This window comes from Intestinibaculum porci (assembly GCF_003925875.1).
Classification (GTDB): Bacteria; Bacillota_I; Bacilli_A; order Erysipelotrichales; family Coprobacillaceae; genus Intestinibaculum; species Intestinibaculum porci.
Genome location: NZ_AP019309.1, coordinates 2,812,666 through 2,830,986 on the forward strand (window position 1 = coordinate 2,812,666; position 18,321 = coordinate 2,830,986).

Consider the following 18,321-nt stretch of genomic DNA (forward strand, 5'->3'; position numbering starts at 1 on the left):
GCGTATTATATAATAAGGTTAAAGGAGAAATGAACATGAACATTGTACTCGGAAAAAACTTTCAAGAAAAAGCCAATCAGTTAGCCATCTCCCTCAGAGATGTCCATGAACCTCTTACTATTATTACAGAACATGGCACTTATATGGAAGACTTATTATTAAGTCAGCGAGATGTCCTCTTTAATATTGAAGTCAAAACCCTGCATCAGTTTGAAAAAGACTTGCTCGTAGAAAGACGCATGTTTAAACGTCATTTATATAATCAGACCCAGCTGGTAATGGCGATTCGGACTATTTTATCGCATCAGGATTTCACTTTCTTTAAAATCAGTGAAAATCCCTATCCTTTGATTGGAGAAATCATCACAACTTTAAAAAGACTCCATGAAGAAGATATTGATCTTAATACCTTACCTGATCACTTATTACCCTTAACAAAGCAGAAATGTTTAGAAATCAATACCATTGATCAGTTATTAAAACAAACAGATTCCTATATGAACTTAGAAGAGGCGACCATCGATTTAGTCGATCAGGTTTCTGCTCGGATCATCGTCTTAGGCGATGATTATCCTTATCGCAAACAGCGCGCCTTCTTTACTGCCTTGGATCGTGTCACGGATGTCACAATGTATTTAAGTCATGAAGAAGATGACTTTGTGAAAAGCTATTATCCTGGTGCAATCTCCTTTGTCGGTGAAGAAACGACGCTGACAAAGCATCTCTATGATCAGGAGAAAGTCAATCCCATAGAAAAAGCCTCTGTCATTATTGGTGGCTCACCAATGCATGAAGTCTTAAAAGTCACCAGTGATATCAAAAGAAGACTAGTCGATGAAAAAGCCCATTATGAAGATTTCATGATCGTCACGCATTCCAATGATATGAAAGATTATCTCAAAGATGTCTTCGATCGCGAACACATCCCCCATCTCTTACCCGAGACCACGCACTATGACTATGATGAAAGCTATCAGGCGATCACTAAGGCTTTAGCCTCTTCTCAGGCGCATACCTTTACGGATCTTACCAATGAACTGCTTTTATTACCCTTAGATGAAAACTATCGCAGCTTATTAAAAGAAGTGATCAGCGATGAAGAGATTACCCCAGAAGAATACTTACTCTTCTTACAGATGATCATTCCAAACAAAGCTGCACGTCAGCCGATGCATGATGCGATTATGATCTGTGACTTCGCTGAAGCTTTGTCAGTCACCCCGCGCTATCTCTATTTCTTAGGCTTAAACGAAGGTGAAGTGCCGGCCGTCATGGGAGAAAGCGGCCTGCTTTTAGAAGAAGACTTCCTGCAGTTAAAGACGCAGCCATTATCCTTAAGTGAACAGTTATCCTTACATGAAATGGAGATTATGAAGGCCATCTTAAATCCTCATAAGCATCTGACATTCTCTTATGCCCAGGCCGATATGGACGGGAAAGAAAAGATGCCTAGTACATTAATGAAACGCCTTTATGAATTATATGATTTGGAAAACTGTATTCCTGACTTAACTTTACATGATGTCTATCTCTATTTGAATAGTTCCCAGCTGCCTGATTATCCCCTCAATGAGGCGATTGATCACTATGATAATAAGCCTGTTCTCATCAAGGAAGACTATCGTCATTTACTAGGTAAAGGGATGAGTGTCTCCCGTTTAGAAACTTACAATAAGTGTCCCTTTGCCTACTTCATGCAGTATGGCCTAAAAGTGACAAAGCAGTATGATCATGCCTTAGCCGCTTATGATATCGGTCATCTCGCCCATTATATTATGGAAACATCAATTGATGATGAAGAGCATATGAAAGACCATGCCTATACTTATGTCAAAGAACACTTACAGGATAAATATGATGATAACCCCCTCAATCAATTCTTTATCGATCATATGATTGATGATATGGCCATGAACTTAAAGATTGTGAAAGAACAGTTAGGAGACTTCACAATCGCCGCCAAAGAATATGAAGTGACTGGGGATCTTGGCGAAATTCCTGTTTTAGGTATGATTGACCGTGTCGATACAATCGACGATCACGTTCGCATTATCGACTACAAGTCATCCACCAAAACACTCGATTTATCCTTTGCGATGCAGGGATTCAATATTCAGATGTTAGTCTACATGGACTTACTCATCAAAAACAAACCTGATTTAAAACCCGGGGCAGTACTGTACTTTGCGATGAAACGTCGCGTCATTACGAAAGCTTTATCAAAGACTTTATCTTTACATAAACCGCTCTCTGATAAGGATGTCTTTAAGCAGTATCGCATGGAAGGCTATGCCTTTGATGAAGAGCCCTACGATTTTTGCAAACAGCTCGTCGATTCTTCTACCAAAGTACGGATCAAGAAAGATGGAACACCTTATTCAGGCGCACCGATTCTTTCTCATGATCAGTTAAAGACTGTCATGGCGCAGATCGTCAGCTATATGACCGCTTTGTATGAAGAGTTACGTAACGGTCATATCGATATCCTGCCAGCGAAAGCTGATAATAATGCGGCGGGGATTTATCCATGTGATTACTGTGACTATCGCTCGGTATGTCTCTTTGATGTCTTTGTCAATGAAAATAAAGTCATCAAATCAAACCTGAAAAACGAAATTCTCAAGGAGGAAAAACAATAATGCCTTTCAATAAAGAACAGCAGGCCGCTATCGATGCCCGCGGTAAAACCATTTTAGTTTCCGCCCCTGCCGGCAGCGGGAAAACCCGTATCTTAGTCTCCCGGATGGATAGTCTGATCAAAAATGATGGCTATGATATGCATGCCTTCCTCGTTTTAACATTCACTGATGCAGCCGGTCAGGAAATGAAGCAGCGACTCAATATCCAGCTTCACGAAGATCTTCATGATCCTTCCCTAACTGAGAGTCAAAGAGCCCATATTCTCACCTGCATCGAGCAGCTGCCTCATGCTTATATGACAACCTTTGACTCATTCTGTAAATCACTCTTAGAGAAATATGGTTATCTCGTTGATGTCATGCCTGGCTTCAGCGTCGAAAGTACCCCTGACTTATTAAAAAGTCAGATCTTAGATGAGTGTATTGAAACCTGGATTCACGAAGAGGCCTTCATTGATTATATGAAACGCCATAATACCCAGAATAACTTCGACAGCTTTAAGGAGTCCTTATTATCTTATGATAATACCACTAACTCTTATGTCAGCTTTGTCGATACCTTAGAAGCGTTCTATGAAAAATATTATCAATTTGACGATATGAATGATGCGCAGATCTTTAAACTGATGCAGCCTTTATATGTCGAAAGTCTGCAGGATGCCATCAGCGCTTTTAATACCTTACAGATGTTCGCAGAAAAACATCACTTAGAGAGCTTTACCGCCGAAAATGAAGAGGGACTCTCCGTTGCTGGAAGTCTCTATAACTTCCTCAGTGAACACTTGCAGGCGTTCTCCCAGCCCCAGACCTATGATACTTTCAACAGTTTATTGGCGGATAAACCAATGAAAGCCCCGCGCATGGACTGGGACGGCGTAGAACCAGCGATCAGGAAAGAATTCACCAGTTTAAAAAACAATGTCTTAGCCCCTTATAAAAAGATGAAAGAAGACTTAGCCATTGAAGATGAAGAAGCCTTCAAAGAAATCTTACAGATGTCCTACAAAGATATTTATTATATCTTAGGACGAGGCGGATTATTAGAACGCTTCCACGAAGCGTACAGCGCCGCTAAAAAGAAAAAAGGCATCTTAGACTTCCATGACCTAGAAGCCTATGCGACCGCTTTATTAAGCGAAGACTTACCCGTCCTCGCTACTCTTAATAACACTTTTAAAGAAATCATGCTTGATGAATATCAGGATACCAACCAGATTCAGGAAAACCTTGTCACCCGCATTGCCGGCCAGGCCGGCTTACCAGGCTACAAAGAAATTCCGATGTTCATGGTTGGCGATATGAAACAATCGATCTATCGTTTCCGTCAGGCTGATCCGCGAATCTTCAAAGAAAAGTTTGATACTTATAAAGCTTATGATGAAGCGACTGATCAGGATACACATATCCGTATTGATTTACGATTTAACTATCGTAGTGAAAAAGCCGTCCTGGATAGTATCAACTACATCTTTGATTCGATTATGGATACATCCATTGGCGGCCTGGAATACTATCGAGATGAATTTGCGATCTTACGTTATGATCATCAGGCCAAAGGTAAAACCTTAGCGGAGTTAGAACCGCTTCATGATTTTGATTCCGAGATCCTCTTAGCGATGAATCATAATCATAAGGAACATACGAAATCCGAATTAGAAGCCCATATGGTAGCCCAGAAGATTCTCACCATGTGCCATCAAGGCTATCACTATCGCGACTTCTGCGTGTTAATGCGTAATGCCTCTGACTTTATTACTTATAAGAAAGTCTTTGAAAGCTATGGCATCAATGCAAATATCACGTTATCTAAAGGCCTGTTAAGCGGGATTGAAGTTTTATCTATGAAAGCTTTACTGACAACGTTAGTGAATCCTTATGATGATATTGCGATGGTCAGTGTCTTACACAATCACTTTATCTTCTCGCAGTTTGATGAAAACAAACTGTTAGAAATCCGTCAGTTTGATGAGCCGATGCATTCCGTCTATGAGGACTTATTGGCACATCGCGATGACTCACAGGTTGCCTCTTTCTTAGAAGCTTTTGAAACATTACGTAAATATACATACAGCCATTCACCTTATGAGATCCTCAAAGCCTGCTTTGAAGCAACTGGTTATCGTAACTTTGTGGCAGCCTTAATTAACGGCGAGCAGCGCGTGGCCAACTTAGATACCTTATTAGAATTAGCCCGCAGTGTCTCGGATGATTATCCATACCTTAAAGACTTTGTAGATTTCTTAGATAGCGGAATTGAAAAATCACCAGGTAAGATTTCCAGTGATGATACCAACGCCGTTGAATTCATGACGATTCATAAATCCAAAGGGTTACAGTTTAAAGTTGTCTTTGTATCCGGCTTACATCATCAGTTCAATGCGGCTGATGAACGTAATAACTTACTGCTTGATCAGGATAAAGGCATCGCCTCGACGCTGCGTTTCTATAAAGACTCTAAAGAATATGGACAGGTCTTATGTGCCTTAGATCATCCCTATCGCGCCCTCATTGGCAAATACATTCATAAAGAAGCGATCAATGAAGAAATGCGTATCTTATACGTTGCGTTAACCCGTGCTGAATCAAAACTTATTATGACCGGGGTTCTTGATGATGAAAAGAAACTCTATAGCCTCGCTAAACAAGTTCAGGCCAATGATACTGATGAATCCGTTAAGGATGTTGTTTATAATCATAAACTGCGCTCTTCTCGTAACTATTTAGACTGGATCCTCATGGCTTGTATGCGTCATGAAGATGTGATCAGCGATTTGGTGAACGCTTATCCTGATTTAGCGCCTGACTTAAAGTTAAATCGCAAGAAATTCGCTGGTTTATACAATGAACATACCCGTTTAGCACGTTTCCACTTAGCGATTTCCCATTATGATGATATCTTTGCGAATGCCTCTACGATGAGTCATCCCCAGATTGCGAATCGCTATGAAGAAGTGGCTCCTTACTATACATATGCCTATCCTTATCCGGATCAGCAGCGCTCGGTCGCGGTCACTACTCTGCAGGCCTTAGAAGATGAAAAACACTTTGATTACCTCGATGGTGATACCCTGACAAGAGAAGAAGCAACCAGCTTAGGGACTCTCGTCCATAATGTCTTATCTTATTTATCATTTAAAAATGATAATATCAAAGACTTAATTGAAGCGTTAAACCAGGCCGGCATGTTTACTTCGCAGGAATATGCCTTAATCACAAACTATGCGCCGCATATTCAAAACTTCATCGAAAGTCCGATCTATCAGGAAGCAGCCTTAGCCAAGGCTATTTATAAAGAAAAGATGTTCCGCTTCAAAGAAGCTCAGGTTATTAATGGGATCTTCGACTTAGTCTTTGTCAGTGATGATCATATTACCGTCTTAGACTATAAAACAGATCATATTTCTAAATCTAATAAAAAGTCTTCCCTCATTAAAAAACATCAGTTACAATTAGATTACTACAAGAAAGTATTACAGGAATACTTTCATCAGGATGTCAAAGGGTATGTTTATTACCTTGAGACAAATCAATGTGTGGAGGTCTAAAGATGTTAGTCATGCAATATCCCAAATGTACAACATGTAAGAAAGCATTAAAATGGTTAGATAATCATGGCATCACCTATGAAAGCCGTGATATTAAAGAAAACAATCCCACCGCTGAGGAATTAAAAGACTGGTATCAGCGCAGCGGGATGCCTTTAACGAAATTCTTCAATACTCGCGGCACCTTATATCGTGAGATGCACTTAAAAACCAAACTGCCAACAATGAGTGAAGAAGACATGATCCAGTTATTAGCCACCGATGGTATGTTAGTGAAACGTCCGTTAGTCATCTTAGATGATCAGGTGCTCATTGGCTTTAATGAAAAAACATGGAGTGAAACGCTACTTTAAAACCAGCTCGCTTGAGCTGGTTTTCCTTTACTTGACGGTTACTTTAATTTTTACTTTTACACCACTGACTGAGGCAATAATCGTCGTAGATCCTTTCTTTAGCCCCTTGATCCTGCCTTGCACAACCTTCGCAATCTTTTTATTCTGTGAGGTCCATTTCACTTTTCCATTACTTTGCGCCTTGATCTTAAGACTCTTCCCTTTTTTCAAAGTAACCTTTTTCTTATTCACCTTTAACATCGGTTTCTTTACATTCAATATATAAGTATAAGTATGACCATTGACTTTAGCCTCAATCTTCACTGTGCCATAGCCTTTGATCTTAACTTTACCTTTGCTTACTGTGGCCACTTTCTTATTACTTGTCTGCCATTTTACCTGCCCTTTTTCTGGCGCTTTGAGTGTAATATTCTTCTTCCCAATCACAGTTTTCTTAGTGCTCGTCGTATAAGCTTTGCCGGTCACCGGTTTAGTCACTGCCTTACTTTTAACCGATGACGTCACCGTGTATTCACCGATGTATCTGCCTGCTTTTGAGTGATCGTCGAAGCTGCCGCAGGGGCTGGTGACGGATTGTCTGAAGATGTTTCTTTCACAACTATCTTAGGTAATTTCGCAATTGCTTCAGTTTTAGTAGCGCCGCAGTCTTTACATGTATACGTGCGCACACCTTCCTGATCTTCCGTCGCTTCTTTCGTGACCGTCCCTTCATCCCATTCATGACTTTGCTGACTGCTCCCCACGGCAAGCCGTGGGGGTTCTCTGGCGGCATTCTGCAGAAGTCGTACAATCGCACGGCACTATTTCGCGAAGGAAACAGTGCGGACTTCAGCACATCTGTCTTTCTGCCGGAGCAGCTAACCTGACGGTCAAGCATCCCACTGGACACATTATCGGCCGTCTTTGTGCTTTCACACGGGAAACGCAGTCAGGTTCCCCTCGGCACTGAACATCTCTAAAATCTTATTCCGCTGTTCAACACCCGAATCTTATTCTTTATAATCCAGCTGATCATAGCACGTTCCTTTGCGTACTTGTCACTGAATCCAGTAATGCATTTTGATTTGTCAATCGTCATGTTCACAGTATCAATACTGTAGAGCAGATATGAGGAATACCAGTCTCTCTGAACAGCCGTTCCGTCCGAAAGACTGTACATGCGCTGCGACAGCTCTTTTTTAATATAGCTGTCTGATGTGTGATCGTACTGGCTTGCACGATAGTTATTAGGAACTTCTATATAGCAGGCAAACTTTTGTTCTGCCTGCATCTGAAAATAGCCGGGGCATCTGTTCTTAACAGACTTTCCAAACCGCTTCTTTCTGGTGCATCTGCCGTTTTTATCTGTGCCATCCTTTGTGGAGCGCTTCTGAAGCTTCTTCGTGTTCTTCGGCTCTGTTACAAAGATATCACCAAGGCTTCTCAGATGATTAACCTCCTCGTTAATAGCAAGATGCCTGTTGACCGCATTGATGCGGCAGAGCTCGGTATGCTTTGCTTTCAGCTTCATATATCTGCGGGAGAACTTCCATTTCTTGGGCCCTTTTCTGATCGTGCCGTCAGCGTTGTAGTTGTCAGGATTCGTAGCTCTTTTCGACCTATCCATTGAGCGAAGGAGCAGACGCTCTTTTCTTTCATTCTCTGAGACAGAAGAGCCTCTTTCGGCAAGATTCCTAAGACCAACTTCAGTATCAGATGTATAGGCAATTGTCTGAGTGCCGATGTCACATCCTACAACGCCATGTCCCAGCTTATGTCTTCTGCATCCGAATCTGTTGTATTTTGTAACGGATCTGCCTTCGATTGTTATGTGAACGAAGACTCTCATTTTTCCTCTGATGACTGAGCATGACAAAGATACGTAACACGGTCTATATGTGCTGATAATTTCGCCGGAAGCATTCATCGCGCTGACTGCAGCTCTGTCGCTGGCTTCAGGATCGTTCATGTACGAAAGAACAGCACTGACTTCATCGCTTTCAAATCTGTCCTTTACCAGAACGCCAAATGTCATTCCATGAAACGAAAATGTCAGAGAGTCTTCCCTCGCTTTCATGATGATGCCTCTGTTAATCTGTTTTGCTCTGATGCATGGAAGATCCCCACGCTTTGAAAAGTGAATGTCTTTTCCACCTGAATACAGGCATTTTTCAACTCCGCGCCACACATCCTCGGCTTTTGTGAGTCCGAATACTGCATCAATGCCATACTTATTATCAAGAGGAACCATAGCCTTTCTGCAGAAGTCAAATGTAACATTATATGACTGCTGAAGCTCCTTTAGCTTTTTGGCAGCAGCCTTAAGACCGTCCTCGTCTTTAGCCGCCTTGCATTTCCCATATTCCCTGTTGAAATATCTGTATTTCTTTGTGCGTGTCAGCTGCTCAAGATTATTTTTCATAATTCCGACAAGTTCGTTGCCGGCTTTGCGCACAAGATCAGCATAGTGAAAAATTCTGCATCTGTCCTAGTAGGGGATATCCGCCTCAAGGACAAGAACGTGTCTTGGCGAGTTTTTATGGTACTGGCGCAGCTGCTTTTGGTAATCTGTCAGCTTACATTTCTTTCTTTCTCTCATGGCTCTTCTGCTCCTCTATATATTTTTGAACCGTCGTTTCGCTTATATGACCGACAGTTGATATAAAATATCCGTCAGACCACAGTTTCCCGCATTTCGCATAAAAACGCTTCAGTTTGGGAAAGGCTCTGAACATTTCAACTGCACTTAATGATTTGAGGGTTCTGACTATGTCGCACGGCGCTACAGTCTGGGGGCAGTCCACAAAAATATGAATGTGGTCAGGCATGACTTCCAGCGCTTTAATGCTGTAGCTGTATTTGCTGCAAATGTCTGCAAGTATTTTCTTGAGCATGTCTCCGGCTTCATCGCCGAGCACTGAATATCTGAATTTTGGGCACCATATAATATGGTACTGTGTCAGATACCGGCAGTGTGCTGCGCTGTGATACTGATCACCGTTTCTCATCAGGATCACCAAGCTGGTACTTTTCCTGAATGCCTCTTCGCATCAGCTCAAGAAAAGTTACCTTCTTTCCTTCTTCAACTGAATAGATGCGAGCAATATTTTCAAGCTCGTCCTTCCATTCTTTGGGAATTGATATATTAACCTGAACGTTTTTTGATTTAGACATAGCATATCCTCCTTAATCTATCTATATTATATAGCCTCTCTATATGTCTGTCTACAAAATCATAAAAAAAAGCGGCTTTCATCCCCACGGCAAGCCGTGGGGTTTTCGCCGCTGATTTATAACCAATAATCTTTCCGCACAAATCACAAACCTTATTATGATATGCACCTTGCGGCGCATAATGCGTCTTTTCGTGACTGCAGTATACCGTTAAGGCCGCATCCTGAGAAACTGTATAGCCGCCAAAAGTCGCCTGTGCCTGTAAAGTGGCCTCACGATTGCCTAAATTAGGATTTGCAATGAACGTTGACCCTTCAACGCGGCCTATTTCCGCATTAGCCTGCTATGATGTCGTCGCCTCAACCGGTAAAGTGGTAACTCCATCCTTGAAGGTCAAAAAGGCTTTAATTTCCGGTAATGTAAGTGTTGCTCCGCTATTAACCTGTCCAGCGTAATAACTGTTAATGGTTAAGCCGGCAATCTGACTTTTTGGAATCGATAACGTTGCATGACTATATCATCACGAGCTGCGCTCTTCATTTCACTTTGGCATGGAAAAGCACTAAAATCCTGAACCCAGCAGTCAACCCCATTAATGGTCACATGACCAATCCCAACGGACTGAAAGTCAGTCGCTAACACGTTACGACGATGGCCCTGTCCGTCAAAAGGCTGATCTTCTTCCTTCCACTTTTCAAACGCCTCGGCAGCGTTAATGCCGGTGCCGGCCGCAATATTTTCACCATGAAGTCTGTTACTTAAGGCAAAGATATCCTGTCCATCAGGCTGCTGATGAGCAAATAGGATGGCGATCTGTTTAGCCCGCGTCATCGCAATGCTTTCTAATTCATCATCATAAGATAACGATGGCAATGCCCCCGTATCAGCTTTTGAACCATCTTCCTGGTAATACCAGGCGCCGGCATTACGCCAGTCATTCATCATTTTTAACATCGACAATGCCTCACTTTGACTATAGGTAATGGTCGTCTTGACATCCATATTCTCATTCTCTTGAGCGTAAGCAGGCATACATACTGATAAAACCATCAGTAAGCTGACGAGAAGTCCTATCCATTTCTTCATCTTGTTTTCTCCCTTGTTAGTCTTATTTTATCGCGATAAAGAAGCGGATACCACGAAAATCATCGGACAGACGAAAAGAACGCCGGAGCGTTCTTTTACATATGCGTCGTATCAAACTGTGAATAGTAGAGCTTAGAATAGAAGCCTTTCTTCTTAAGTAAGCTTTGATGCGTCCCTTGTTCCACGATATGACCATCACGCATGACGACGATCTGATCGGCTTTCTGAATCGTAGATAAACGATGGGCGACGATGAAAGTTGTACGTCCTTCCATCATCGTATCAAAAGCATCCTGAATTTGTCTTTCGGTACGCGTATCGATTGAAGAGGTCGCTTCATCTAGTATTAACATTGGTGGATCGGCGAGCATAATCCGGGCAATGCATAATAACTGACGCTGGCCTTGTGATAAGTTAGACCCTTCTTCTGATAACATGGCATTATAGCCGTCTTTTAACTGCATAATGAATTTATGAGCATGGGCATTTTTCGCGGCTTCGATAATCGCTTCATCAGTAGGATGATCAGACCCGAAGGCAATATTGTCTTTAATCGTGCCTTTAAATAACCAGGAATCCTGTAAAACCATCCCATACATAGCACGTAAATCATGACGACGCATATTCATTGTATTGATGCCATCAATCATGATTTCTCCTGCTTTAGGATCATAGAAACGCATTAATAAGTTGATTAAAGTTGTCTTCCCACAGCCGGTCGGACCAACAATGGCAATGGTTTGACCAGGATGGACATGCAGATTGAAATCTTCAATCAAATGCTGGGATGGGGTATAAGAGAACTTTAAATCATTAATATGGATGGAGCCGCGTGGGTTTTCATCAATCTGCGGCTGACTTGGTTCAACAAGATCATCCTGATCTAAGATATCAAAGACACGGTCCGCGCAGGCTAAGGCTGTTTCTAACTGGGTAAAGACATTGGAAATATCATTGAATGGTTTCGTATACTGGTTGGCATAAGTCAGGAAGGATGATAAGGCCCCAACAGTTAAGCCGCCGCTTAATACCGTGAAGGCACCAAAGATGGCTACGGAACCATAAACGATCGCATTGACAAAACGTGTTGTAGGATTGACTAAAGCGCCAAAGAACTGCGATTTGACTCCTGAAATAAATAACCGCTGGTTGATTTCATCAAAGTCTTGTTTGTTTTCTTCTTCATGGAAGAAAGCCGTGACAACTTTCTGGGAGCCGATCATTTCTTCGACATAACCAGATAATTCCCCACGGATCTTTAACTGCACCTGGAAATATTTATAAACACGGGTCGCAATCATAGATGAGACAATGAGTGATAAGGGGGTTAAGACAATAACCACTAAAGCTACTTTGACATTGATCGCTAACATAAACCCAATCGTCCCAATAATTGTGGCCACCCCAGAAAATAAGTTGGTAAAGCCTTGTAATAAACCATCTGAAATCAGATCGATATCCGCAATCATACGATCCATTAAATCACCATGAGAATGGGAATCGATAAAAGATAATGGTAAGTGATGATATTTATCAAAGAGCTGATTACGTAAATCACGGGTGATATTGTAGGTCATCTTATTGGAGAAACGCACCACTAATAAACCAAAGAGAGCCGTCATCGCCGTCGAAAAGGCAATCAGACCAATTTTCGTAAAGAGGATGGGGAAATGGACTTTGCCTTTCCCCAGCATCGTATCGATGGCCTGACCGATGAGAACTGGCGTCCATAAGGTAAAGATGATATTGACGGCTGAGCAAATCAAAGCCATGATCCAGAATTTTTTATAAGGCGCGACAAACGCTAATAAACGATGTAATGTTGATTTATGCTTCATGAGTGTCACCTTCTTCCTGTGAATGGACAATTTCCTGATAGAGGCTGCTTGTCTGCATGAGTGTATCGTGTGAGCCAATCGCTGAAACAGCCCCATGATCTAAGACAATAATTGCATCGGCATGGCGCAAAGCAGAGACACGCTGCGAAACGATAATGGTGGTTGTATCTAACGTTTTGAGAGCGCGACGTAATTTCGCATCAGTCGCAAAGTCTAAAGCACTCGCGGAGTCATCTAAAATTAAGATTTCTGGTTGACGGACTAAAGCCCGGGCAATGGTTAAACGCTGTCGCTGACCGCCGGAAACGTTTTTCCCACTCGCTTCGATGCGCGTATCTAACCCTTCCTTCATCTTATCAACGATTTCCTTCGCCTGCGAGATTTCTAAGGCTTTTTGAATGTCTTCTTCAGAAGCTTCTTTATTCCCCCACAGGAGATTTTCCCGGATCGTACCGCTAAATAATGTAGCAGCCTGGGGAACGAAACCAATCATCTTTCTTAAAGCCGCAAAAGTATAATCTTTGATATCCTGATCTTTGATCGTAATACGACCTTTCTGGGCTTCATAGAAACGCGGAATCAGATTGACTAAGGTTGATTTTCCCGAACCGGTCCCGCCGATGATACCGATTGTCTGATGCGGCTTAATGGTAAAGCTGACATCAGTTAAAGCATCACTTTCCTGATAAGAGAAAGACACATGCTCAAAAGTAATCATATGAGTATAAGAAGCAGGCGCTTCTTTTTCTCCTTGGGTAAAGGAAGGCTTCGTATCCAACACCTGGCTGATTCGTTTATAAGACGCCGAACCTTTAATATAGAGTAAAATGACATTTGAAAAGACATACATGGATAAAAGAATCTGGTTCATGTAATTGATTAAGGCAATCACATCGCCCTGACTTAATGAACCGGCATTAATCTTCATCCCTGAGACATATAAGATGAAGATGATTCCAACATTGACAATAATGGTTGTAGCTGGATTAAGTAAAGCCGCAATATTCCCAGCGTGCACCTGCTCATTTCGCTGCGCTTCGGTCGTCTGATCAAAACGTGCGACTTCACTGCTCTGTTTATTAAAAGCGCGAATGACACGAACGCCGGATAAGTTTTCTCTGGTAATCAGGGAAACCTGATCGAGGATGTGCTGCACTTTCATATAAAGCGGCTGAGTATGGGACATAACCAAATAAATCGATAAGGCGATTAATGGTGAAATGACTAAGAAAATAATGGCCACCTGGACATTGATTAAGAAAGCAGCCACTAAGGAACCGACAATTAAGAATGGTGAACGTGACACCAAACGAATGGTCATCGCCACTAAATCCTGCATCTGATTGACATCACTGGTGATACGGGTAATGAGGGTTGGGGTCCCCATTTCATCTAAGTTGTCATAATCATAGGCATTGATCGCTTCGAACATGTCCTTACGCATCAGGGTACCAAATCCCTGTGAGGTGACAGAAGCGAAATACTGACAAACCAGCGCGCAGGCATAGCCTGCCATCGCTAAGCCAAAAAGCTTGATCGCACACATCATAATATAATGAGTGTCGCCTTTAGCGACGCCGTTGTCAACGAGCTGAGCGATCACCATTGGAACACATAATTCCAGTAGAGCTTCAGCTAATTTAAAGATAAACCCAATAACCGCTTTATAGCGATATGGATGAATAAATTTCTTCCAGTACATTGATAAAATTTCCTCCCTTTTCTTGCACCATTATAACTCTTTTGATATGCTTAGTATAATATTTACTTTATATGTTATATATGGAGGTCGTATGGAACTTAAACAAATGCGTTACTACGTGACGATTGTCGAGGAAGGGACAATTTCTCAGGCTGCCAAGAAGCTAAATATGGCTCAGCCCCCTTTATCCGTCCAGTTAAAGTCTTTAGAAGAAGAGTTAGGGGTCGAACTGGTTATTCGTGGTCGTCGTAAATTAACTTTAACGGAGGCGGGCAAGCTTTTTTATAAACGCTGCCAGCAGGTATTAAACCTCATTGACCTCTCGGTCAATGAGATGAAGGATATTAAAAAACAAACGCTGAGAATTGGTATTACATCTTCCAACTCAGCGCTCATCCAGCAGAAACATATTCTTTTATTTATGCGTAATCACCCGAATCTCAATGTGCGCATCAAAGAAGGACCAACCACGGAAATGATTGAATTACTCTTGGCGCATGATATTGATTTGGGGATTGTCCGCACCCCTTTTGATGCCTCTCGCGTCAATGTCAATTATCTTTCCATTGATCCAATGGTAGCCGTTGGGCCGGCTTCCATTGTGAAAGATGATATGGATCATATCAGTGATTATCGCGACTATCCGCTGATCGTTCACCGTCGCTATACTTCACTTATTTCCGATTACTGCCTCAATGCGATGCAGTTTACACCGAATATTCATATTCAGAGTGATGACTGCCGTACTTCCTTAATATGGGCGGAAACCTTAGGCGGGGTGGCTATTATTCCAAAAACGGCTTTGACCTTTGTCCATCCGAATATCAAAACGGTCATTTTAAAAGACAAAGAACTCTACACATCCGTGGCTTTGATCTCCCGTCGTCAGGAAGATCTCCCCCTCGTGACGGAAGAGTTCATGCATTTATTTACAGAATCAGATTAAGCGATTTTTCAATGAGTCTGAGATGGTAAGAAGAAGCGACTATTTCCTCCCCATCAAGATTCATTGCGGCCGGCGTATAAACGGTGCATTTCTTGACCTTCTTATGGAAGGTCTTTTCGTTATCCGTTAGACGTTTCGTAACGATCTGAGAAAAATAAAGCGGCGCAGTGATTTTTCTGATCTTAGGTAAAATAATGAGATCCATATAACCATCATTGAGATAACTCTTGGGCGAAATCTCAAAACCGCCGCCATAATAACGGCCGTTACAACAGGCACATAACGTGACCGGTCCATGATAGAAGAGCTCCCCTTCGGTTTCGATTTTGACATCATAGAAGGGATAACTGCGTATGTTTTTAAGCAGTGAATAGAGATAAGCACTCTTTTTGGGGACCTTAATATCATTATGAAGATGGACGGTATTAGCGATGCAGGCATCAATGCCAAAACAGCCGACATTGACATAATAATGCGCATCGTTGACTAAAATCGTATCAATCGGGGTCGGTTGATGATGTAAGCTTTCCTTGAGAATCGTTGCGGCATTTTGATGATGATGAATCAAACGGACAAAATCATTGCCGGTGCCAAAAGGAAGCACCACAATTTCATGTTTTGTGCTAACTAAAGCCTGAATGATCTGATTAAGAAAGCCGTCGCCGCCGACACTGTAAAAGCGGGTTTTTTCTGGATACTGGGCAATAATCTCACGGACATGATCTTTATAAGCACTGAAATGTATCTCATAATCATAATCTTTCATGATCTCTTTAATCACCGGGACAAAAGGATGGGTATCATACGTATCCTTAACGGGTTTAATGAGAAAGACATGTTTCATAATCAAGCCTCCTTTTCACATAAGGAAATATAACGTGTAAACTGACCTTTGGTATAAGTACACTGAGCCGTAATCGTAAAACCGATGCGCGCAATCGCTTCATTTAATAAAACATGGGTAATCACCACTAAGCGATCAGCGATCCGATAAGCTTCATGAATCAGATCAATCTGCTCTTCTATCGTAAATGGCGCATAGACGCCATAAGGAACATCGAGAATACAGACATCATAATGGGCTGTAATATCATGGATATCTTTTTTGGTAATGCGCATCGGATCAAAGCCAAAGTGAGCAATATTCTGTCTTCCTTTATAGGAAACATAGCGATTGATATCACTGCCGACAATATCTAGCCCCATTCCTAAGCCTTCTAAGACCACCGTACCGACGCCGCAGGCCGGATCGATAACGCTCGCCTTTAACTGACTGCCAACCCCTAAGTTCAAGGCGCAGCGAGCAACTTTTAAAGGTAAGGAATGGGAATAGGAATAAGGTTTCACTTCATAGCGATCCCAGTCTTTATTACGTTCCAATAACCCAAAGTAATACGTTCCGCTGATATAGGTAAAGGCAAATTCAAGCTTGGGGTTTGTTAGAGAAGTTGTGCCATCAATAACTTCACTGATCGCACTCGCTTCCCGCAATGAGGTGCGATAATCATAATGGGTAAGATCATTTTTATAATAGACAACTTTAAAGTCTTCATAATAGAGATGATCCTTTGCCAGTAAAGCGATCAGCTCTTCTACCGAAGAAGCTTCATGAAAAAGCGTCAGCTTCACTTTGATAAATACAGAGCGATCATAAGCAATATCAATATCAGTGAAATGATATTTCTCATAAGGCGCATGAAAGAACCGTTCAAACTCTAACAGAGCCATCGATTCCTCATACTGGGGATAATAATTATAGACATATAAAAATTTTTTCATAATATACCTCACAGCCTATTATAGCATAAAGCCACAAAAGAATTGTCTCGTATAATCTTTCAGTGTAAAATACTCTCGGGAGGACAACAATGATTGAACAATTAAAAAACTATCATGAGCAGGAAAAACTGATGGCCTTAATCATCTTATCACTCTTTGTCCCGATGATTCCAAGTGTCATCATCATGCTCATTGTACTGATAATCGCCTTACGCAAAGGCTACCTGCAATCAGCTTATCATCATACCAAAGCGAGTCGCTTTGTCCTGATCTTTGGGGTATTAGAAATGATTGTCTCACTTTTCTACCGCAACTTTCCAGGCTTTGGCTTCTGCTTTCTGATTGTGATCTTTTTCTCGGTAGCGATCTTCTTTCGCGAGTATCTCACGGAAGCGTTCTTTGAAAAGATGACCAAAGCGATTTTGATCTTAAGCGTCATCGCGGCGCTCGCGGGGTTCATTCAATATATTGTGATCTTGCAGAGCTTTCACATTCATGAACCATTATTAGTCGTCTTTAATACGCCGATGCATCGCATCAATGCCTTTTACTTTAACTCAAACTATTATGCGATGATGATTAACTTCTTCATAGGGATCGGCTTTTATAAGATCCTAAAAGCCATTCAGAAGAAACGCGTCAAAACAATTCTTGGTATCTTAGCGATCATTCTCATCAATATGTTTGCCTTATATTTATCAGGCTGTCGAACAGCCTGGCCAGCTTTAGCCTTAGGCCTGATCGTCATGTTATTCTTTGCGAAGTTTTATAAACTCTTTGCCGGTATTGCCGTTTTATCGGCCGGCGGGGCAGGCCTCATGGCGACGCATCCGCAGCTGATTTCCCGTTTCTCTAATATTCATAAATATATTGGTGTACGTCGTAATATCTGGCGCGTTGCGATTCTCAACATCAAAAGTCATCCTCTCTTTGGCGAAGGGCCGATGACTTACTGGCATATTTATAAAAATTATAAACATGCCCACCCAACGCAGCATGCCCACAATGTCTTTATTGATCCTGTTTTAAGTTTTGGGATTGTCGGGATCTGCACAATTGCCCCTTACTTCATCACCAGTATTGCCGGCTTGCATCGCATGCATAAAAAACATTGTAATGATGCTTTAGTTGGCTTAATGATCGGCATGATTGTCATGACCTTAGTCCATGGTTTACTGGATTACACGATTTTCTTTGTCCATACAGCCACATTATTCTTAATTATCATGGGCAGTTTTGATATGTATACGAAAGACACGGAAGCGTAAGCCTCCGTGTTT

16 protein-coding genes are annotated in these 18,321 nt (G+C 41.8%); 6 read left to right on the forward strand and 10 right to left on the reverse strand.

The features are described 5' to 3' along the window. The first annotated feature begins 35 nt into the window (after positions 1 to 35). Genes SG0102_RS13510 through SG0102_RS13520 form a run of 3 tightly spaced genes read left to right on the forward strand, consistent with a single transcriptional unit; the run spans position 36 to position 6,537 of the window. Positions 36 to 2,639: a PD-(D/E)XK nuclease family protein gene (locus SG0102_RS13510; protein ID WP_157983065.1), complete on the forward strand. Its 2,604-nt coding sequence runs from the start codon at positions 36 to 38 to the stop codon at positions 2,637 to 2,639. Further along, entirely contained in the window at positions 2,639 to 6,184 is a 3,546-nt protein-coding gene (locus SG0102_RS13515) for a UvrD-helicase domain-containing protein (RefSeq protein WP_125120426.1), read from the forward strand. The genes SG0102_RS13510 and SG0102_RS13515 overlap by 1 nt, the downstream gene beginning before the upstream one ends. A gap of 2 nt (positions 6,185 to 6,186) precedes the next feature. Continuing rightward, on the forward strand, positions 6,187 to 6,537 hold the full coding sequence (locus SG0102_RS13520) for an arsenate reductase family protein (RefSeq protein WP_125120427.1): 351 nt from the start codon (positions 6,187 to 6,189) through the stop codon (positions 6,535 to 6,537). 27 nt (positions 6,538 to 6,564) lie between these two features. Here the strand turns inward: SG0102_RS13520 and SG0102_RS13525 are convergent, their stop codons facing one another. The 5 genes from SG0102_RS13525 to SG0102_RS13545 form a co-directional block, all read right to left on the reverse strand. Further along, entirely contained in the window at positions 6,565 to 7,014 is a 450-nt protein-coding gene (locus SG0102_RS13525) for an Ig-like domain-containing protein (protein WP_148668866.1), read from the reverse strand. A 23-nt stretch (positions 7,015 to 7,037) separates the two neighbouring features. Continuing rightward, complete coding sequence (locus SG0102_RS13530) at positions 7,038 to 7,280, reverse strand: hypothetical protein (protein WP_125120429.1); 243 nt, start codon at positions 7,278 to 7,280, stop codon at positions 7,038 to 7,040. Between the two features lie 212 nt (positions 7,281 to 7,492). Further along, a complete protein-coding gene (locus SG0102_RS13535; protein WP_197715047.1) occupies positions 7,493 to 8,938 on the reverse strand; it encodes a hypothetical protein in 1,446 nt (481 codons plus the stop codon). A 154-nt stretch (positions 8,939 to 9,092) separates the two neighbouring features. Then, entirely contained in the window at positions 9,093 to 9,524 is a 432-nt protein-coding gene (tnpA, locus tag SG0102_RS13540; RefSeq protein WP_125120430.1) for an IS200/IS605 family transposase, read from the reverse strand. After that, entirely contained in the window at positions 9,511 to 9,690 is a 180-nt protein-coding gene (locus tag SG0102_RS13545) for a hypothetical protein (protein WP_125118661.1), read from the reverse strand. The genes tnpA and SG0102_RS13545 overlap by 14 nt, the downstream gene beginning before the upstream one ends. Before the next feature lie 278 nt (positions 9,691 to 9,968). Between SG0102_RS13545 and SG0102_RS15420 the strand changes: the two genes are divergently transcribed. Further along, the gene (locus SG0102_RS15420) at positions 9,969 to 10,145 is read left to right on the forward strand and encodes a CBS domain-containing protein (RefSeq protein WP_157983066.1); all 177 of its coding nucleotides are present in this window, start codon (positions 9,969 to 9,971) and stop codon (positions 10,143 to 10,145) included. Positions 10,146 to 10,158: 13 nt separating this feature from the next. Here SG0102_RS15420 and SG0102_RS13550 read toward each other — a convergent pair whose 3' ends face one another. From SG0102_RS13550 to SG0102_RS13560, 3 genes are all read right to left on the reverse strand, one after another. Then, complete coding sequence (locus tag SG0102_RS13550) at positions 10,159 to 10,776, reverse strand: CAP domain-containing protein (RefSeq protein ID WP_125120431.1); 618 nt, start codon at positions 10,774 to 10,776, stop codon at positions 10,159 to 10,161. Between the two features lie 95 nt (positions 10,777 to 10,871). Further along, the gene (locus SG0102_RS13555) at positions 10,872 to 12,614 is read right to left on the reverse strand and encodes an ABC transporter ATP-binding protein (RefSeq protein ID WP_125120432.1); all 1,743 of its coding nucleotides are present in this window, start codon (positions 12,612 to 12,614) and stop codon (positions 10,872 to 10,874) included. Then, entirely contained in the window at positions 12,604 to 14,316 is a 1,713-nt protein-coding gene (locus SG0102_RS13560) for an ABC transporter ATP-binding protein (RefSeq protein ID WP_125120433.1), read from the reverse strand. Before SG0102_RS13560 ends, SG0102_RS13555 begins: the two co-directional genes overlap by 11 nt. A 91-nt stretch (positions 14,317 to 14,407) precedes the next feature. On the opposite strand from SG0102_RS13560, the gene SG0102_RS13565 reads away from it, so the two are divergent. Beyond that, positions 14,408 to 15,262: a LysR family transcriptional regulator gene (locus SG0102_RS13565; RefSeq protein WP_125120434.1), complete on the forward strand. Its 855-nt coding sequence runs from the start codon at positions 14,408 to 14,410 to the stop codon at positions 15,260 to 15,262. Here the strand turns inward: SG0102_RS13565 and SG0102_RS13570 are convergent. Continuing rightward, a complete protein-coding gene (locus SG0102_RS13570) occupies positions 15,246 to 16,106 on the reverse strand; it encodes a diacylglycerol/lipid kinase family protein (protein ID WP_125120435.1) in 861 nt (286 codons plus the stop codon). The two genes, SG0102_RS13565 and SG0102_RS13570, sit on opposite strands and share 17 nt — an antisense overlap. A 2-nt stretch (positions 16,107 to 16,108) precedes the next feature. After that, on the reverse strand, positions 16,109 to 17,041 hold the full coding sequence (locus tag SG0102_RS13575) for a TRM11 family SAM-dependent methyltransferase (protein WP_125120436.1): 933 nt from the start codon (positions 17,039 to 17,041) through the stop codon (positions 16,109 to 16,111). Positions 17,042 to 17,130: 89 nt separating this feature from the next. On the opposite strand from SG0102_RS13575, the gene SG0102_RS13580 reads away from it, so the two are divergent. Beyond that, positions 17,131 to 18,309, forward strand: a complete 1,179-nt coding sequence (locus SG0102_RS13580) for an O-antigen ligase family protein (RefSeq protein WP_125120437.1) — start codon at positions 17,131 to 17,133, stop codon at positions 18,307 to 18,309. The last annotated feature ends 12 nt before the right edge of the window (positions 18,310 to 18,321 follow it).